This is a genomic window from Streptomyces sp. NPDC001220 (assembly GCF_053597895.1).
Window position 1 is genome coordinate 218,375 of record NZ_JBSFJE010000009.1, and the last position, 17,068, is coordinate 235,442.

Sequence of the window (17,068 nt, forward strand, 5' to 3'; positions counted from 1 at the left end):
CGGCCTCACCGGCCTCACCGGCAGAGCTTCATCCCCACCGGGGTGTAGCAGGGCACTTGCCCGTGCGTGCGGATCACGTCTTGGCCGTCGCCCCTGACGACGTACGACAGGAAGCTCGACGCCAGTGTGCCGACCGCGGGCCGGCCGTAGGTGTACGCGTACTCGATCTCGCGGTACGGGTACGGGCTGAGGCCGCTCTCGATCGCCTCCACGGACGGGGCGTCGTGGTCCAGGGAGAGAACGTGCAGGCCCTTCGCCCCGGCCGCCACGTTCAGCTCGGCGTAGCCGACCGCGCCCTTCAGCCGGGCCACTTCCGACAGCACCTGGTCGGTCGAGTCCAGCTCGCAGCGGATCACCTTCGCCGTCGGGTCGTCCTTGTGCACGCAGTCGACGGAGGAGTTGGCGATCTCGCCGCGTTTCAGCACCCGCCGCTGGAAGACCTGCCGGGTCCCGGAGTTGGCGTCCCGGCTGACCAGTTTCACCGGCAGGTCGGGGCCGCCCAGCTGCTTCCAGTTGGTGATCTCGCCCCGGTACAGCCGGCGCACGTCGGCCGTGGCGAGGTCCGCCAGCTTCACGTCGTCGTTCACGACCAGGGCGAAGACCACCAGGGCGATCCGGTTCTCGCGCAGTTCGGGCATGCCGGGCGGCTTGGGGCCGTCCGAGAGGGCCACGACCGAGGGGGAGCCCTTCGCCTTCCCGTCGGCCCCCGCGCTGTTCAGGTCCCTGATCCCGGCCGTCGACCCGTGCGCGTCGACGCGGATGGAGGCTCCCTCGCAGTCGCTCTCGTACTTCCCGGCCGCGTCCGTGATCACCGGCGCGAACGCCGTCGAGCCGTAGACCTTCAACGAGCCCTTAGCGCAGCCGATCGGCGGCGGGCTGTCGTCGCGGGCCACGACGATCGTGGCCAGGGTGACGACACTGAGCGTCAGCATGGTGGCGATCAGCCGGGAGGCGCGGCTGAACAGCGGGGTCGCGTCGTCCGGGGTGGCGCTGCGGTTGGGGTGCACCTCGCCGTCGTGGATACCGCCGATGAGCCTGATCTCCCGGCCGACGTCGCCTCCGGACAGCAGCACGAGCAGCTTGAAGTGCTCACCGTGGTTGAGCGGGACGCGCGGGATGCGCAGGGAGTTGCCCGCGTAGCCGAAGCCGCGCTCCGGGGTGAAGTGCGGCATGAGGTGGTGGCTGTCGGTCGGCTGGGTGACCGAGACACCGCGGATCGTCCGGTCGCTGAACACCGCGGTGAGACCGTGCAGTTCGGGGCTGGTGTAGTCGTCGCGGCCGATGCCCTGCGAGCCGTCGTTCTCGATGCGCAGCAGGACGAGGGTGGCGTCGGCCATGTCCGGGGCCTCGTCGAAGAGGCCGAGGCGCCGGCCGAGCCGGCCCGAACGGACGTCGTCGCCGATCGGGTTGTCCATCTGCACGCGGTAGCCGATGCGTTTACGGCGCGGGACGCGCCGCTCGAACCAGAAGATGGCCGCCGACGCGGCGATGCCCGCCACCGCGGTGCCGACGGCCACGATGTTCTCCGCGCTCAGCCACTCCATGTGGGTGCCCCCGCCACTCCCCGGAGTCGGATGGTGCGGTCACCGTAAGGGGCACGGAGGGGCCGGTACGGGATAATTCGGACACCTGGGCGAATGTTCTCCGAACGTTCAACTACCCCAGGCGTCGCGGGAGTTCACCGCTTGCTGTACGTAAGGCTCTCCTCGCCGTCCTTCCTCTCCCGCTTCAGCCTGCCGTCCGGCAGCAGGGTCACCTCGGTGGCCTCTCCGGCGCTGCACGACGAACGGGGCCTGCCCGTGGTGACCGCGGAGGGACCGATCTCCAACGGGCCGCCCGAGCCGGGCTTCGCGGCGAGCTTCGCGTCGAACTCGCAGTGGTAGCCGGGGCCGTCCGCGACCAGGGTGAGGACCGTGTCGCCCACGGCGCCCTGACGGATGGTCAGTTCACGGGTGTTGTGGCCGGTGGAGTTGTCTATCGCCGTGGCCCAGGTGCCGAGGAAAGCGGTGGGCACGGTGCCGGTGGAGGAGGCCGAGGAGGAGGGCGACTCGCTGGGCGTCGCCTCCCCGGAGGAGGTCCGGGTGGTCGCCGAGGGGGTGGGGGTGGAGGCGCCGCCCGCCTTGTCGTCGTCGCCGCCGTTGTTCATGAGCGCGTACACGGAGCCGCCGGCGGCCAGCATCACGACCGCTGCGACGATGACGAGAAGCGCGGTGGAACGGCGGGTACGGCGCGACTCGCCGTCGGGGGTCGGGTCGTACGGCGGGGGTGGCGGGGGCGTGTAGAGCGGCGGCTGGACGGGCTCGGGGGTGGCGACGGTGGTGTGGGGGGTGTGGTAGGGGTCGCTGTAGGGGTTGTACGGCTGCGGGTGCTGGTGGGGCTGGTTCGGGTAGCCGTAGGCCGGGTGCGAGGCCGGGGCGTGTTCGGGGGAGGACGGGTCGGGTGCCGGCCGCGGGTGGGTGGCGGCCGGCAGCGCCCCCGCGCCGGCAGCCGCGGATTCGGCACCGCCCCGCGCCCCTCGGCCGGCCGGCCCCCGCACCCATTCACCGGCCGAGCCCTGCCGGGGCCCCTGCACCGTCGGGTCCTCCACCTCCAGCAGTTCGACCGCGTGGCGGCCCAGTTGGGCCACCAGCGAACCCGGTAGCCAGGGGTCCCTGGAGCGACCCTCCTCGACCGTGTCGACCGCTCCCGTTCCCGCCAGGATCGCGTCCAGGGAGGGGCGGGTCGCCGGGTCCTTGCGGAGGCAGTCGCGGACCACGTCGGCGATGCCCTCGGGAAGCCCGGACAGGTCCGGTTCCTCCTGGGCGATGCGGAACATCTGCGCGTGCGCGCCGCCCTCGGTCGAGCCGAAGGGGAGCCGGCCGGTGGCCGCGTAGGCGAGCACCGAGCCGAGGCTGAAGACGTCGGAGGCCGGGGTCATCCGGTCGCCGCGCACCTGCTCGGGAGCCATGAAGCCCGGCGAGCCGACAAGTGCCCCGGTCTGGGTGATGCCCTCGCCGGGGAGGGTCTCCAGCGCCCGCGCGATCCCGAAGTCGATGACCCGGGGTCCCTCTATGGTGAGCATCACGTTGGAGGGCTTGAGGTCGCGGTGGACGATCCCGGCGGCGTGGATGTTGGTGAGCGCGTGCGCCAGCCCGGCGGCCAGGATGCGCACCGACCGCTCGGGCAGTGGCCCGTGGTCGTGCTCGACGACCCGCTGGAGGCTCGGCCCGGCGACATAGCCGGTGGCCACCCAGGGCACCGCGGCCTCGGTGTCGGCGTCGAGAACGGGCGCGGTCCAGAACCCGCCGACCCGCTGGGCGTTGCGCACCTCCTGCCGGAAGCGGGCCCGGAAGTCCTCCTGTGCGGCGAGTTCCGCCCGTACCAGCTTCACGGCGACGGTACGGCCGCGTTCCGACCGGGCGAGATAGACGTGCCCCATGCCGCCCGCGCCCAGCCGCGCCAGCAGCCGGTACTTCCCGATGTGCTGCGGATCCCCGGGCCCAAGCTTCTCCATGGCAGATCCGCCCCTTCTCCACACTTGTGATCGAGCCGAGAATATTCCGGCAGCTCCGGCGGCCGGGACCCGCCTTGTCTACGGTTCCGTAACAGGTACCGGTCGCTCCGGTGTATCCACGGGCTGTGGACAACCTGTCGCGGAATCCCCCTGGCCATGGAACATGTCGCCGATATCGCGTCCGCACCGGATCCTCCTAGGCTCGGCGCCATGACCCCTCAGCCCAATCCCCAGGCCGGAGCCGCCGTCAAGGCGGCCGACCGTGCGCATGTCTTCCACTCCTGGTCCGCGCAGGACCTCATCGACCCGCTGGCCGTGGCCGGCGCCGAAGGGTCGTACTTCTGGGACTACGACGGCAGGCGTTACCTGGATTTCACCAGCGGGCTCGTCTTCACCAACATCGGCTACCAGCATCCGAAGGTCGTCGCCGCGATCCAGGAGCAGGCCGCGAAGATGACCACCTTCGCGCCCGCCTTCGCCGTGGAGGCCCGGTCGGAGGCGGCCCGGCTGATCGCCGAGCGAACCCCCGGTGACCTGGACAAGATCTTCTTCACCAACGGCGGCGCGGACGCGATCGAGCACGCCGTGCGCATGGCCCGGCTGCACACCGGCCGCCCGAAGGTGCTGTCCGCCTACCGCTCGTACCACGGCGGCACCCAGCAGGCGATCAACCTCACCGGAGACCCGCGCCGCTGGGCCTCCGACGGCGCCGCCGCCGGGGTCGTGCACTTCTGGGCGCCCTTCCTGTACCGCTCCCGCTTCTACGCGGAGACCGAGGAGCAGGAGACCGCGCGGGCGCTGGAGCACCTGGAGACCACGATCGCGTTCGAGGGGCCGGGCACGGTCGCGGCGATCGTCCTGGAGACCATCCCCGGGACCGCCGGGATCATGGTGCCGCCCGCCGGGTACCTGGCCGGCGTCCGGGAGATCTGCGACAAGCACGGGATCGTCTTCGTCCTGGACGAGGTCATGGCCGGGTTCGGGCGCACGGGTGAGTGGTTCGCCGCCGACCTGTCCGGGGTCGTACCCGACCTGATGACCTTCGCCAAGGGCGTGAACAGCGGTTACGTGCCGCTGGGCGGTGTCGCCATCAGCGGGCGGATCGCCGAGACCTTCGCCAGGCGGCCCTACCCGGGCGGGCTGACGTACTCCGGGCATCCGCTGGCCTGTGCCGCCGCCGTCGCCACCATCAACGTGATGGCGGAGGAAGGCGTCGTCGAGAACGCCAAGCGGCTCGGCGCGGACGTCGTCGGGCCCGCCCTGGCCGCGCTGGCCGAGCGGCACCCGAGCGTCGGCGAGGTGCGCGGCACCGGCATGTTCTGGGCGCTGGACCTGGTGAAGAGCCGGGAGACCCGGGAGCCGCTGGTGCCGTACAACGCGGCCGGGGAGGCCAACGCACCGATGGCCGCGTTCACGGCCGCCGCCAGGCAGCAGGGTCTGTGGCCGTTCGTGAACATGAACCGGACGCATGTCGTGCCGCCGTGCAACGTCACCGAGGCCGAGCTGAAGGAGGGCTTCGCCGCGCTCGACGCGGCGCTGAGCGTGGCCGACGAGTACACGGTGTAGGGGCGCCGTTTCGGGTGCGGGGCAGTGGGGGCTGAGCGCGCAGTTCCCCGCGCCCCTGAGGGGGCGCTCATGCAACCCGAACGCGTAAGGTGGCGTGCTCGTAGATGTACATGTAAGCGAGCACGTCACCCGAACGCGTGAGGAGAGGCACCCGACGATGCCCGGCAACGGCGCTGTGACCCGCAGTACCCTGCGCCAGCAGATCGCGGACGCGCTCCGTGACGAGGTGCTCGCCGGGCGCCTCCAGCCGGGCCGGGAGTTCACGGTCAAGGAGATCGCCGAGCAGTACGGAGTCTCCGCCACGCCGGTCCGCGAGGCCCTGGTCGACCTGTCCGCGCAGGGCATCCTCGACGCCGACCAGCACCGCGGATTCCGGGTCCCGGAGTACTCCCTCGCCGACTACCGGGGCATGATCGAGGCCCGCAGCCTGGTCGTCGACGGTATGTTCCACGCCCTCGCCGACGGCCGTCACCCCGCCTTCAAGGACCCCCAGGAGCCGCGGGTCGCCGCCGCCCTGGCCGCGGTCCGCCGCCGCGGCGAGGAGGCCCAGCGGGCCGCGACCGCCGGCGACCTCACCGTGCTCATCGGCTACGACCTGCGCTTCTGGCGGGAACTGTCCGCGCTGTTCGGCAATCCCTACCTCGGCGACTTCCTGCACCGGCTGCGCGTGCAGTCCTGGGTGTGCGCGGTGCAGCAGCTGCGCCGCCTCCCCGATCTACGCGGGTATCTGTGGTCCCGGCACACCGAGTTGGTCGACGCGCTGTCCCGGCGGGACACCGAGGCCGCCCGGGGGATCGTCGCCGCGTACAACACACACTCCCTCGCCCTCATCGAGCGTCTGTCGGAGAACGGATGACCGCGCCCCCGGAGACCGTCGACCTGTCCGTGGTCATTCCCGCGTACAACGAGGAGGGCCGGCTCGGCCCGACGCTCGACGCCGTCACCCGTTACCTCGCCGGCAACGAGTCCCGCTTCGGCACCTGGGAAGTGATCGTCTCCGACGACGGTTCCACCGACGGGACGCGCGAGGTCGCGGCCTTAGGGCATCCGCACGTCCGTCTGGTCACCGCCGACCGCAACCGCGGCAAGGGCAACGCCCTGCGCCTCGGGGTAGCCGCCAGCGTCGGCCGCCGGGTGCTGGTCACCGACGCCGACCTCGCGGCCCCGATCGAGGAGCTGGAGCCGCTCGACAAGGCGCTCAGCGAGGGTCACGCGGCGGCCATCGGCTCGCGCGCGGTGCCGGGCGCCGAGATATCCGACCACCAGCACCGGCTGCGCGAGCTGCTCGGCCGCGCCGGGAACCTGCTGATACGGGCCACCGCGGTGCCCGGCATCAAGGACACCCAGTGCGGTTTCAAGCTGTTCGACGGCGACCGGGCCCGGGAGGCCTTCGCCGGCTCCCGTCTCGACGGCTGGGGCATCGACGTCGAGGTCCTCCAGCATCTGCACCGGGACGGCGGATCCATCGCCGAGGTGCCGGTCCGCTGGGGCCACCAGCCCGGCTCCAAGGTCGGCCCGCTGGCCTACCCGAAGGTCCTCGCGGACCTGGCCCGCCTCCGGCTGCGCCGCCTGCGCCCGGCCGACCTGCTGGTCCCGGTGCTCTTCCTGGCCCTGTCGATCGCCCTCTACTCGGGCCGCTTCTTCGACCCGGGCCACCGCTATCTCACCGACTCCCTCCAGGACCAGAACCAGTGGGAGTGGTTCTTCGCGGTGACCGCGGACAACCTCGCGCACTTCCGGAACCCGTTCTTCTCCGACCTCCAGAACTTCCCCGACGGCGTCAACCTGATGGCCAACACGGTCATGCTGGGCGTCTCCGTCCCCTTCGCCCCGCTGACACTGCTCGCCGGGCCGGCGGTCTCGCTCAGCGTCTGCATGGCGCTCGGTCTGGCCGCGACCGCCGTCGCCTGGTACTGGCTGATCGTGAAGCGGGTGGTACGGCACCGGGGTGCCGCCTTCCTCGGCGCGGCCCTGGCGGCCTTCGCGCCGCCGATGGTCAGCCACGCCAACGCGCACCCCAACTTCGTGATCCTGTTCATGGTCCCGCTGATCATCGACCGCGCCCTGCGTCTGGCCGCGGGCACCCGGGTCCGGCGGGACGGGATCGTGCTCGGCCTGATGGCGGCCTACCAGGTCTTCCTGGGCGAGGAGCCGTTCCTGCTGGCGGCGCTGGGCATGGCGCTGTTCGCCGTCGCCTACGCGGCCGTACGACCGCAGGTGGCGAAGGAGTCCTGGCGCCCGCTGGGCCGGGGCCTGCTGATCGCGGGCGCGGTCTGCCTCCCGATCGTGGCCTACCCCCTGTACTGGCAGTTCAGCGGAGCGCAGAGCTACCACAGCGTCCTGCACGGTGACAACGCCGGAAACAGCCCGCTCTCGCTCCTCGCCTTCTCCGAACGCTCGATGCTCTTCGGGGACGCGGCCCGGGCCGACGAGCTGTCGCTCAACCCCACCGAGCAGAACGCCTTCTACGGCTGGCCGCTGGTCCTGCTCGCCTTCGCGATCGTGGTACGGCTGTGGTCGCGGCCTCTGGTCAAGGCGCTGGCGTTCACCTCCCTGGCCGCGGCGGTCCTGTCCATGGGCCCGAAGATCCGGATCCCGCTGACGGACACGGTGTATTCCGGCCCCTGGGCGCTGGTGCGGAAGCTGCCGCTCTTCGAGTCGGTGATCGAGGGCCGGGTCGCGATGATCTGCGCCCCGGCGCTGGGCGTGCTGCTCGCGCTCGCGCTCGAGAAGGTGCTGGGCACCCGTCGTATCGGCAACCAGTACTTCGGCCTGCTCGCCATCGCGCTCGCGCTGCTCCCGGTCGTCCCCGCCCCCCTCAAGTCCGAGCAGCGGACGGCGGTCCCGGAGTTCATCACGAGCGGGATGTGGAAGTCGTACGTCGGAAAGGGCGAGTCCCTCGTCCCGCTCCCGCTCCCCGACCCCGGGTACGCGGAGGCGCTGCACTGGCAGACGTCGGCGGACCTCGGCTTCAAGCTCCCCGGCGGATACTTCAACGGCCCCTACGGCGAGGACCGCATCGGCATCTACGGTGCCGTCCCGCGCTACACCTCCTCCATGCTGCGTGACGTCCGCTACAGCGGGAAGGTGCCGGTGATCGGCAAGAACTGGCGGGCGCAGGCGGCGAAGGACTTCGCGTACTGGAAGGCGGGCGTCCTGGTGGTCGCCCCGCAGCCCAACGACGACAAGCTGCGGCAGGCGGTCCGGGCTCTGACCGGAAAACCCGGTAGGTGGACCGGTGGGGTCTGGGTATGGGACCTGCACGAGGGGAGCTGACCGGCGCCGCACCGATTACTCTTCCCTGACCACCTAGCTGAACACTTGCCGTGAACGCGCTGATATCGCGCTGATACGAGGAGCCCTCTTTGGCCTGTGACCTCTGGCTGGTACCGCTCGTCGACGTGTTGTGCCACACGCCCGACAACCCGTTCGCCGAGGAACTCGCGCAATACAACAAGGTGCTCGCCGAGGCCGGGCTGCCGCCGGTGCCGGTGTACCAGTACATGCCGGGACTGTCCGGCGAGGTCGCCCCGGTGGCCGGCTTCGACTACGACGCGCTCCACTTCCTGCGCCGCGTCTATCTCCTCCAGGTCTGCGGTCTGCCCGTCACCCCGGTGGACGACCTGGGCGGCGACTACGAGCAGCTCCTGGAGATGTTCGAGTCGACGGCCCAGCAGTCGCACCTGGTCTGGCACTACGACCACGCGGGCGCGTACGTGCCGGTCGACTTCCCGAACCCGCTGTCCAGCGACGAACTCCTCGCGAGCGGCGGCCCGCTGGGCTCCTCGCAGAGCCTGCTGCGCGAGCTGGAGTACGTCGCCCCGTCGATCGGCATCGACCCGGCGAACCCGCCGGCCGCCCCGCAGGCCCCTTCCGCCCCCACCGACCTGGAGGAACCGGCCGTCCCGGCCCCCTACGACCCGAGTCCTTTCGCCCGCGAACGCCACGTCTGGCTGGGCCTGCACGCGGCGGCGACCCGCAGCCTGGCACAGGGGTCGATGATCGTGTTCAGCTGACGGTCGGGGCGCCCGGTGGACAGACGCCCCGACCGACGTGCCGTCACCGCTGGTGCGGCAGCCTGATCGTGCGGACGAGGGGCATGTCGGCGTAGAGGTCGGGGTCGACGGTCACCACGTGACGCCCGTCGGGCCAGTCGACCGTCGGCCGGGACAGATGGACCGCGTGCCCGAGCCGCCACTCCACGCCGTCACGGAGCAGCGCGCCGACCGTGGAGGCACCGGCGAAGTCCAACTCCACGATCTCGACGGCCGGAAGGGCGCCGATGTGCTCCGCGACGCCCTTGCGCATGCCGTCGGCGGCGGCCAGGCAGAGCGCGGGGACATAGACGTGCCGGGTGGGCCCGTGCTCCGTGTTCGCCACGAAGTGGGAGGCCAGCGAGTTCCCCGAGCCGAGCGCCAGCAGGGCGGACTCGTCGAAGACGACGCCGGTGGAACCGGCCCTCATGGCGGTCACAGACTGTCCACGGGCCGGCCGGCCTCAAGGTCCTGCCAGACCTTCTCCACGCGGTCGTGCTCCTCGTCGGTGAACGTCACACCGAAGTGCGTCTCGCAGTACGCCCTCGTCTCCTCGTACCGCTTGCGCAGTTCCTCCTGGGTGGGCGTGGCCCCCGCGAGCTCGGCGATCAGGTCGCGCATGGTCATCCCACGCTCTCGGGCGAGCACCATGAGGCGGTCACGGACAGTGGGGTCGACCTTGACGGTGGTGTCAGCCATGATGCAAGTATACCTTCGGTATACCGTCTCGGGCCGGTCAAGCAAGGCAGTCATCGGGTTCCTTTCCCTGGTTCCTACGCAGCCGCCGGGTGAACTTTCCGCAGTTCACCCATTGGTGGTCCGGATTCGCACGGCCTCTCGAACACCTCGCAGGTCGTCGAGTACTGCCGGGTCACCGGATCGCGTCGCACCACCCGCCGTAGATAACCCCGTTCCTCCAGCTCACGCAGGGAGGCGACGACCGTCATGCACCCTTCCCGGCGCCGCGCCGCGAGAATGCGCTCCGTGATCCACGAGCCGTTCGGAAGACTCAAGAGGTACGTCAGTACGCCCGTCGCCGCCCAGGACAGACGGCGGTCCCTGGAACGGGAGTTGGCGAAGGCTGCGAAGGCGCGCAGGGGCGCCGTACGATGAATGCGCATCCGGAGTCAGTTCTCCCGGTGTCGAGCCCCCGGGTGTTGGCGCACCGCGGGGGCAATCTGTTGATCGTGACTCTAGGGCCACGCAAAGTGGCGTGCGCAAGCCGGAACGCCCTTTTCCTGGGCTTTAGTTCACACATTTCACTCCGGCGAGTGAAGTGTGAAAAGCGGAAGGGGCCTCGCGAAGAGGCCCCTTCCATTTTCCGTCCGTTCGAGAAAACCGGCGTCTGTTCTAGAAAACCGGCGTGCCGTTCTGCGTCAGCTTCCAGTTGGTGGCCGCGAACGTCGACGGGTCGATGGTGCCCTTCGCCGTGGCGTAGGCGACCATCAGGTCGCGGACCTGGTTGGTGGAGCTGTAGGCGATCTCCGCGGCGGCGATGTGCGGGTAGCCGGAGCCGCCGTTGGCGCGGTAGTTGTTGACGGCGACGACGAAGACCTGGTCGTCGGCGACCGCGGTGCCGTTGTAGGTCAGGTTCTTGATGCGCGAGCCCTCGGCGGCCGCGATGTCGATCTCGTAGTCGACGCCGGTCGCCATGTCGTACATGTAGTCCCAGAAGCTGTTGGCGTTGGTGAGGGTGGCGGTGTCCACCGCCGTGCCCGCGGGCACCTGGTGGTAGTACTTCGCCGCGTACTCCAGGTAGTCCTTGACCTGAGCGCCGGTGAGCTTCTTGCCGTACAGGGTGTTCTCGTAGACGTACAGGCCCGCGACGTCGCGGATCGTCACGTCACCGGCCGGGATGGTGGCCGTACGGCTGAAGCACGCGGCCACCGAGATCAGCGGGAGCGCCGCGTCCGCCGCCGACAGGCCCGCCTTCACCGCGTCCATCTGGACCTGCTGGATGAAGTCGATGGCGGGGACGTCCTTCCAGCAGGCCTCCGCCGTCGTCATCGCCTCGGTGCTGGTGCCGATGGCGGTGTTGACGTACTTGACCACCAAGTTGTGGTCGGCCGTGAGGAGTTCGGTGATCCGCGGGTCCTCGGCGACCGTGTTGCTGTTCAGGGTGGTGGCGGTCTTCTTGGTGACCTTCCAGGAGCCGCGAACGTGCTCCAGCTCGAAGTCGAAGACGGAGAGGCGGTAGCCGTAGCAGTACGGCTCGGACAGCAGGACGTCCTCGCCGGTCTCCGCGTTCTTCACCGTGTACGTCGGCACGTCGACGTGGGTGTGGCCGACGAGGATGGCGTCGATGCCGGGCACCTGCTCGGCGACCAGGTTCGACGCGTTCTCCACGTAGGGGAGTTCGTCGCCCCACGACGTCGAGCCGTCCAGGCCCGAGTGGTCGGTGAGGAAGACGACGTCACAGCCGAGGGCGCGCAGCCGCGGAACGTACTTCTTCGCCTGCTCGACCAGACCCGCGAAGGCCATCTTCCCGGAGACGTTGTCCTTGTCCCACAGGGCGATGCCCGGGTTGGTGAGGCCGAGGATGCCGACCTTGATGTCGGGGCCGTGCGGGACCTTGATGTGCTTGACGGTGTAGGGCCGGAAGGCGGGCTTCAGCGTCTTGGCGTCCAGGGCGTTGGCACCGAGCAGCGGGAAGTGACACTGCTTCTCGAAGGTGCGGACGACCTCGATGCCGTAGTTGAACTCGTGGTTGCCGAGGGCGGCCGCGTCGTAGCGCATCTCGTTCATGGCGATCGCCATGGGGTGCTTGGGGCCGCGCTTGCCGTCCTTGCCCGTGATCGGGTCGACGCTCGCGTAGTACGAGGCGAGGGACGTGCCCTGGATGATGTCGCCGGCGTCGACGAGGAGGACCCGGTCCTCGCCCTTCTCCTTGCGGATGTTCTTCACCAGCGTGGCGATGCGCGCGATGCCGTAGGTGTTGCCCTTGGAGTCCACGGGCGCCGCGTTGGTGTAGTAGTCCCAGTTGAAGACGTGGCTGTGCAGGTCGGTGGTGCCCAGGATGGAGAAGCTCCAGGTCTTGGGCGCCTTCGGGGGCTTGGCGTGACCGTGGCCCCGCTCGGCGGCCTGGGCACTGCCGGCGCCGACGGTTCCCGCGACGGCCACGGCCGCCGAGGTGACGGCCGACTTCTGCACGAACTCACGTCGGTTCATGGGATTGACGGGCATTCAGGACTCCTGGAAAGGCACAGAGGACGGGTGAGACGTGCGGGCCGCGGCGGGCTACCCGCGTAGATGCTGACCCTCGCCCGTTACCGGCGTAACCACGGATACCCCAAGGGCCGGTCAAGGATTCCCAAGACCGGCCCAAGTGGACGTGCGTACACATGACTTACAGGAACGAGTTGATCTCGATCGTCTCGTCGCGGCCCGGTCCCACGCCGATCGCGGAGATCGGGGCGCCGGACATCTCCTCCAGGGCCTTGACGTACGCCTGCGCGTTCTTCGGGAGGTCCGAGAAGGACTTGGCCTTGGTGATGTCCTCGGACCAGCCCGGCAGGGTCTCGTAGACCGGCTTCGCGTGGTGGAAGTCGGTCTGGGAGTACGGGAGTTCCTCGACGCGCTTGCCGTCGATCTCGTACGCGACACAGACCGGGATCTGCTCCCAGCCGGTGAGGACGTCGAGCTTGGTGAGGAAGAAGTCGGTCAGGCCGTTCACGCGGGTCGCGTAGCGGGCGATCACCGCGTCGAACCAGCCGCAGCGGCGGTCCCGGCCGGTGGTGACACCCCGCTCGCCGCCGATCCGGCGCAGCGCCTCGCCGTCCGCGTCGAACAGCTCGGTCGGGAACGGGCCGGCGCCGACGCGGGTCGTGTAGGCCTTGAGGATGCCGATGACCCGGCTGATCTTCGTCGGGCCCACGCCGGAGCCGGTGCAGGCACCGCCGGCCGTCGGGTTGGAGGAGGTGACGAAGGGGTACGTGCCGTGGTCGATGTCCAGGAGCGTGCCCTGGCCGCCCTCGAAGAGGACGACCTTGTTCTCCTCCAGGGCCTGGTTGAGGACCAGGACCGTGTCGGCGACGTACGGGGCGAGCTTGTCCGCGTACGTCAGCAGCTCCTCGACGACCTGCTCGATGGCGATCGCGCGCCGGTTGTAGAGCTTGGTGAGGACCTGGTTCTTGACGTCGAGGGCCGCCTCGACCTTCTGGGTCAGGATCGACTCGTCGTAGAGGTCCTGGACCCGGATGCCGACGCGGTTGATCTTGTCCGCGTAGGTCGGCCCGATGCCGCGCCCGGTCGTACCGATCTTCCGCTTGCCGAGGAAGCGTTCCGTCACCTTGTCGACGGTGACGTTGTACGGCGTGATGACGTGCGCGTTTCCGCTGATCAGGAGCTTGGACGTGTCGACGCCACGCTCGTTCAGACCGCTCAGCTCGGAGAGCAGGACCGACGGGTCGACGACGACACCGTTGCCGATGACCGGAACACAAGTAGGCGAGAGGATTCCGGAAGGGAGGAGGTGGAGCGCATACTTCTGGTCGCCGACGACGACCGTGTGGCCGGCGTTGTTGCCACCCTGGTAACGCACCACGTAGTCGACGGAGCCGCCTAGCAGATCCGTCGCCTTTCCCTTGCCTTCGTCACCCCACTGAGCACCGAGCAGCACAAGTGCGGGCACGCGCGTACACCCCTTCCGGGCGGGGCATGTCCAAGGTCAGGGGCGTACGCGTAAGGTTCGGCGCCGCGTACCACCGCGACCGTCTTTGGCCGCACAACCGTCGGACCGGATGCCCCGGAATAGACGAAGCCCCTGGCGCAATAGCGCAAGGGGCTCTTGCACAGTGATGCTACCCGAGGAAGCGAGGCACGACCGAGGTGGCGACATTCGCGACGTCCGATCAGCTGCTGGTGATCATCGATCCGGCGGCCCGGCAGACGGACGGTGAGTCCGTCCGGATCGTGAAAGACGTGCTCAGCGCGGGTGCGACCACGAAGGTGTGTCTGCCGGACGGGCCCGAGGAATTCGCCCGGGTACTTTCCCGCAGGGGGTCGCGGCGGCCGGTGGTGGTGGGCGACGACGGCGCGCTGATCCGTGCGGTGACCTTTCTGCACCGGCAGCGGGAGCTGGCCGGATGTGTGCTCTCCGTGGTCCCGGTGGGGGGCACGCTGGGCGTCGCGCACGCGCTGGGGGTGCCCACCGGTGCGGTGGCGGCCGCGCGGGCCGTCCTGGACGGGGTGGAACGGCGTCTGGACCTGCTGGTCGACGACAGCGACGGGGTGGTGCTGGGCGCGCTGCGGATCCCGCCGCTGGCGGCGGTGCCGGTGGCCGCGGTGCCGGCTGCGGCCCGGGGGTGGCTGCGGCCCTACCAGACCCTCGTGCGGTCCCTGTCCGCCCGCCCGGTCCCGACCGTGCCCCGCCCCGGGCCCGCCCGGCTGCGGGTCGAGGTCGACGGGCGGACGGTGGTGGACCTGGACCAGCCGGTGGAGGGGATCTCGGTGACCCCGGGCGGCCGCGACGGGCTGGCCGAGGTGGAGGTACGGCCGCTGTCGGTGGGCGCGGAGGCGACGCCGCTGCGGGCCACCGGGCGGACGGTGACGGTGACGGGCGCGGACTTCCGGTACCGGGCCGACGTGGGGGTGACGGGTCCGGTACGGCGGCGGACCTGGCGGGTGGTGGAGGGAGCCTGGGGACTCACGGTGCCGGGGGCCTCGTAGCAGCGGCCTCGGCGCCGCGGGGCAGCGGGCTCGGCGACGCGGGGGACTCCCGCCCCGCACCACTGCGCGACGCAGGCTCGGACGCGGATTCGTCCTTCAGTGCCACGCCCGTGGCCCCCAGCTCCCGCGCCCTGCTCAGCAACGCCGCCAGCTTCCCCGCCGCCGCCTCGTAGGTCAGCCCCAGCGGTGGCCGGATGTTGCTCAGGCAGTTCCGGTCCGCGTCCGTGGTCACGCCCGGCACCGGCCGGTACGTGAGATAGGCGCCCAGGGAGTCCGCCGCCGACATCCCGGGGCGTTCGCCGATCAGGACGACCACCAGGGCCGTGCCCATCGCGTGGGCGATGTCGTCGCCGAGGGCGACCCGGGCCTGCTCGGCCAGGACGACCGGGGCGATGCGCCGGTCGGGGAGGCGGGCCGCGGTGGCCCGCACCATCGCCGCCCCGTGCTCGTGCACCGCCCGGCTGGACAGCCCGTCGGCGACCACGAAGACGACGTCCCAGTCACCGGCCGGCAGGTGTGCCCGGTCCACGGGGTGGAGCCGGCGGCCCAGGTCGGGGCGCTGGAGGTAGGTCGTCCGGTCGCCGGCCGCACTGCGCACCCGTACCGTCGCGAGCCCCGCCAGCCCCGCCGCCACCGCGTCCGGGTCGAACGGCGAGTGCACCGCGTCCCGGGCGGCCGCGTGCGCGGACTGGAGGCCCAGCCGGTGCCGGGTGGGGAGCGCGGAGCCGGAGCGGCCGAGGCCGATCCTGGCCTGGGTGTGGCGGCGCAGCAGCGGCCACAGGTCGTCGGGTCCGGCGGCGGGCGCCCCGGTCAGGTCGGTCATGCGGCCAGTTCCCTTCCGATCGCCGTCAGCGGATGGCCGCTGACCTCGCGCAGGCCGCCGTCCCCGTCCAGGAGCCCGATCGACTCCAGCCACGCCTCGAACTCCGGCGCCGGGCGCAGGCCGAGCACCTCCCGCAGGTAGAGCGCGTCGTGGTGGGAGGCGGACTGGTAGTTGAGCATGATGTCGTCGCCGCCCGGTGTGCAGATCACGAAGGAGGCACCCGCGACGGCCAGCACGGTCAGCATGGTGGCGATGTCGTCGTCGTCCGCGTCGGCGTGGTTGGTGTAGCAGATGTCCAGGCCCATGGGCAGGCCGAGGAGCTTGCCGCAGAAGTGGTCCTCCAGGGCGGCCCGCAGGATCTGCCGGCCGTCGTAGAGGTACTCCGGGCCGATGAAGCCCACGACGGTGTTCACCAGGAGGGGCCGGTAGCGGCGGGCCACCGCGTACGCCCGCGCCTCCACCGTCTGCTGGTCCACGCCGTGGTGCGCGTCCGCCGACAGGGCGCTGCCCTGGCCGGTCTCGAAGTACATGACGTGGTCGCCGACCGTGCCCCGCCCCAGCCCGCGGGCCGCCTCGTACGCCTCGTCCAGCAGGCCGAGGGTGACGCCGAAGGAGGCGTTCGCCGCCTGGGTGCCGGCGATGGACTGGAAGACGAGGTCGACCGGGGCGCCGCGCTCCATCAGGTCCACGCTCGTCGTGACGTGGCACAGGACGCAGGACTGGGTGGGGATCGCGTAGCGGTCGATCACGTCGGCCAGGAGTTCCAGCAGGTTCCGTACCGCCTTCGGGCTGTCGGTCGCCGGGTTGATGCCGATCACCGCGTCTCCGGAGCCGAGCAGCAGGCCGTCCAGGAGGGCGGCGGCCACTCCGGCCGGGTCGTCGGTGGGGTGGTTGGGCTGGAGGCGGGTGGCGAGGCGGCCGGGCAGGCCGATCGTCGAGCGGAAGGCGGTGACCACCCGCACCTTGCGGGCGACGGCCACCAGGTCGGCGTTCCCCATCAGCTTGGACACGGCGGCGGCCATCTCCGGCGTGACCCCGGGCGCCAGCGCGGCGAGGGCCCCGGTGTCCGCGGCCAGCAGCCACTCCCGGAACTCGCCGACCGTCAGCCCGGCCACCGGCGCGAAGGCCGCCGCGTCGTGCGTGTCGAGGATCAGCCGGGTCACGTCGTCGGTCTCGTAGGGGATCACCGGCTCGGTCAGGAAGGTGGCGAGCGGCACCTCCGCCAGCGCCCAGCGGGCCGCGACCCGCTCCCGCGCGCTCGCGGCGGCGAGGCCGGCCAGCCGGTCGCCGGAGCGTTCCGGACTCGCGGCGGCCAGCAGGCGGGCCAGGGAGTCGAAGCGGTGGCGTTCGCCGCCGAGGGTGGCCGTGTACGTGCTCATGGCGGCGACCGTACGGGCCGGGTGTTGCGGCCGGATTTCTAAAGGTCTGGTTGACAAACATTTAACGCACCGAGACCCTCTACCGACTCATTCGGGCTACAGAGTT

General features: G+C 70.7%; 13 protein-coding genes. 5 read left to right on the forward strand and 8 right to left on the reverse strand.

Annotated features, from left to right (window positions below):
• Positions 1-14 precede the first annotated feature (14 nt).
• Complete coding sequence (locus tag ACWDGI_RS22740; protein WP_450761702.1) at positions 15-1,544, reverse strand: substrate-binding domain-containing protein; 1,530 nt, start codon at positions 1,542-1,544, stop codon at positions 15-17.
• A 134-nt stretch (positions 1,545-1,678) separates the two neighbouring features.
• Positions 1,679-3,493: a serine/threonine-protein kinase gene (locus ACWDGI_RS22745; protein ID WP_450761704.1), complete on the reverse strand. Its 1,815-nt coding sequence runs from the start codon at positions 3,491-3,493 to the stop codon at positions 1,679-1,681.
• A 210-nt stretch (positions 3,494-3,703) separates the two neighbouring features.
• Here ACWDGI_RS22745 and ACWDGI_RS22750 point away from each other — a divergent pair, with 210 nt between their 5' ends.
• From ACWDGI_RS22750 to ACWDGI_RS22765, 4 genes are all read left to right on the forward strand, one after another.
• Complete coding sequence (locus ACWDGI_RS22750) at positions 3,704-5,059, forward strand: aminotransferase class III-fold pyridoxal phosphate-dependent enzyme (protein ID WP_450761706.1); 1,356 nt, start codon at positions 3,704-3,706, stop codon at positions 5,057-5,059.
• A gap of 157 nt (positions 5,060-5,216) precedes the next feature.
• Positions 5,217-5,915 carry a GntR family transcriptional regulator gene (locus ACWDGI_RS22755; RefSeq protein ID WP_450761708.1) on the forward strand — a complete coding sequence of 233 codons (699 nt, stop codon included), beginning with the start codon at positions 5,217-5,219 and terminating at the stop codon, positions 5,913-5,915.
• Positions 5,912-8,335, forward strand: a complete 2,424-nt coding sequence (locus ACWDGI_RS22760; RefSeq protein WP_450761710.1) for a dolichyl-phosphate beta-glucosyltransferase — start codon at positions 5,912-5,914, stop codon at positions 8,333-8,335. The genes ACWDGI_RS22755 and ACWDGI_RS22760 overlap by 4 nt, the downstream gene beginning before the upstream one ends.
• Positions 8,336-8,424: 89 nt before the next feature.
• A complete protein-coding gene (locus tag ACWDGI_RS22765) occupies positions 8,425-9,075 on the forward strand; it encodes a hypothetical protein (RefSeq protein ID WP_450761712.1) in 651 nt (216 codons plus the stop codon).
• Between the two features lie 43 nt (positions 9,076-9,118).
• On the opposite strand, the gene ACWDGI_RS22770 is transcribed toward ACWDGI_RS22765, so the two are convergent.
• The 4 genes from ACWDGI_RS22770 to ACWDGI_RS22785 form a co-directional block, all read right to left on the reverse strand.
• The gene (locus tag ACWDGI_RS22770; protein ID WP_351708373.1) at positions 9,119-9,523 is read right to left on the reverse strand and encodes a PIN domain-containing protein; all 405 of its coding nucleotides are present in this window, start codon (positions 9,521-9,523) and stop codon (positions 9,119-9,121) included.
• 5 nt (positions 9,524-9,528) lie between these two features.
• Positions 9,529-9,792, reverse strand: coding sequence for a hypothetical protein (locus ACWDGI_RS22775; RefSeq protein ID WP_450761714.1), 264 nt, complete (start codon positions 9,790-9,792; stop codon positions 9,529-9,531).
• Positions 9,793-10,443: 651 nt separating this feature from the next.
• The gene (locus tag ACWDGI_RS22780) at positions 10,444-12,276 is read right to left on the reverse strand and encodes a bifunctional metallophosphatase/5'-nucleotidase (RefSeq protein WP_450761716.1); all 1,833 of its coding nucleotides are present in this window, start codon (positions 12,274-12,276) and stop codon (positions 10,444-10,446) included.
• Positions 12,277-12,439: 163 nt separating this feature from the next.
• Entirely contained in the window at positions 12,440-13,723 is a 1,284-nt protein-coding gene (locus ACWDGI_RS22785) for an adenylosuccinate synthase (RefSeq protein ID WP_450761718.1), read from the reverse strand.
• A gap of 197 nt (positions 13,724-13,920) precedes the next feature.
• Here ACWDGI_RS22785 and ACWDGI_RS22790 point away from each other — a divergent pair, with 197 nt between their 5' ends.
• Positions 13,921-14,760 (forward strand): diacylglycerol kinase family protein, encoded by an 840-nt coding sequence (locus ACWDGI_RS22790; RefSeq protein WP_450761720.1) that lies wholly within the window; start codon positions 13,921-13,923, stop codon positions 14,758-14,760.
• On the opposite strand, the gene eutC is transcribed toward ACWDGI_RS22790, so the two are convergent.
• Positions 14,738-15,583, reverse strand: coding sequence for an ethanolamine ammonia-lyase subunit EutC (gene eutC, locus ACWDGI_RS22795; protein ID WP_450761722.1), 846 nt, complete (start codon positions 15,581-15,583; stop codon positions 14,738-14,740). The genes ACWDGI_RS22790 and eutC overlap by 23 nt on opposite strands.
• Positions 15,580-16,962 carry an ethanolamine ammonia-lyase subunit EutB gene (locus tag ACWDGI_RS22800; RefSeq protein WP_450761724.1) on the reverse strand — a complete coding sequence of 461 codons (1,383 nt, stop codon included), beginning with the start codon at positions 16,960-16,962 and terminating at the stop codon, positions 15,580-15,582. Before ACWDGI_RS22800 ends, eutC begins: the two co-directional genes overlap by 4 nt.
• Positions 16,963-17,068: the final 106 nt, after the last annotated feature.

Bases quoted from the DNA above. Each gene is read 5' to 3' on its own strand.
- ACWDGI_RS22770 (WP_351708373.1), bottom strand. From the start codon at position 9,523: ATGAGGGCCGGTTCCACCGGCGTCGTCTTCGACGAGTCCGCCCTGCTG.
- ACWDGI_RS22775 (WP_450761714.1), bottom strand. From the start codon at position 9,792: ATGGCTGACACCACCGTCAAGGTCGACCCCACTGTCCGTGACCGCCTC.
- ACWDGI_RS22750 (WP_450761706.1), top strand. From the start codon at position 3,704: ATGACCCCTCAGCCCAATCCCCAGGCCGGAGCCGCCGTCAAGGCGGCC.
- ACWDGI_RS22780 (WP_450761716.1), bottom strand. From the start codon at position 12,276: ATGCCCGTCAATCCCATGAACCGACGTGAGTTCGTGCAGAAGTCGGCC.
- eutC (WP_450761722.1), bottom strand. From the start codon at position 15,583: ATGACCGACCTGACCGGGGCGCCCGCCGCCGGACCCGACGACCTGTGG.
- ACWDGI_RS22755 (WP_450761708.1), top strand. From the start codon at position 5,217: ATGCCCGGCAACGGCGCTGTGACCCGCAGTACCCTGCGCCAGCAGATC.
- ACWDGI_RS22800 (WP_450761724.1), bottom strand. From the start codon at position 16,962: ATGAGCACGTACACGGCCACCCTCGGCGGCGAACGCCACCGCTTCGAC.
- ACWDGI_RS22740 (WP_450761702.1), bottom strand. From the start codon at position 1,544: ATGGAGTGGCTGAGCGCGGAGAACATCGTGGCCGTCGGCACCGCGGTG.
- ACWDGI_RS22760 (WP_450761710.1), top strand. From the start codon at position 5,912: ATGACCGCGCCCCCGGAGACCGTCGACCTGTCCGTGGTCATTCCCGCG.
- ACWDGI_RS22745 (WP_450761704.1), bottom strand. From the start codon at position 3,493: ATGGAGAAGCTTGGGCCCGGGGATCCGCAGCACATCGGGAAGTACCGG.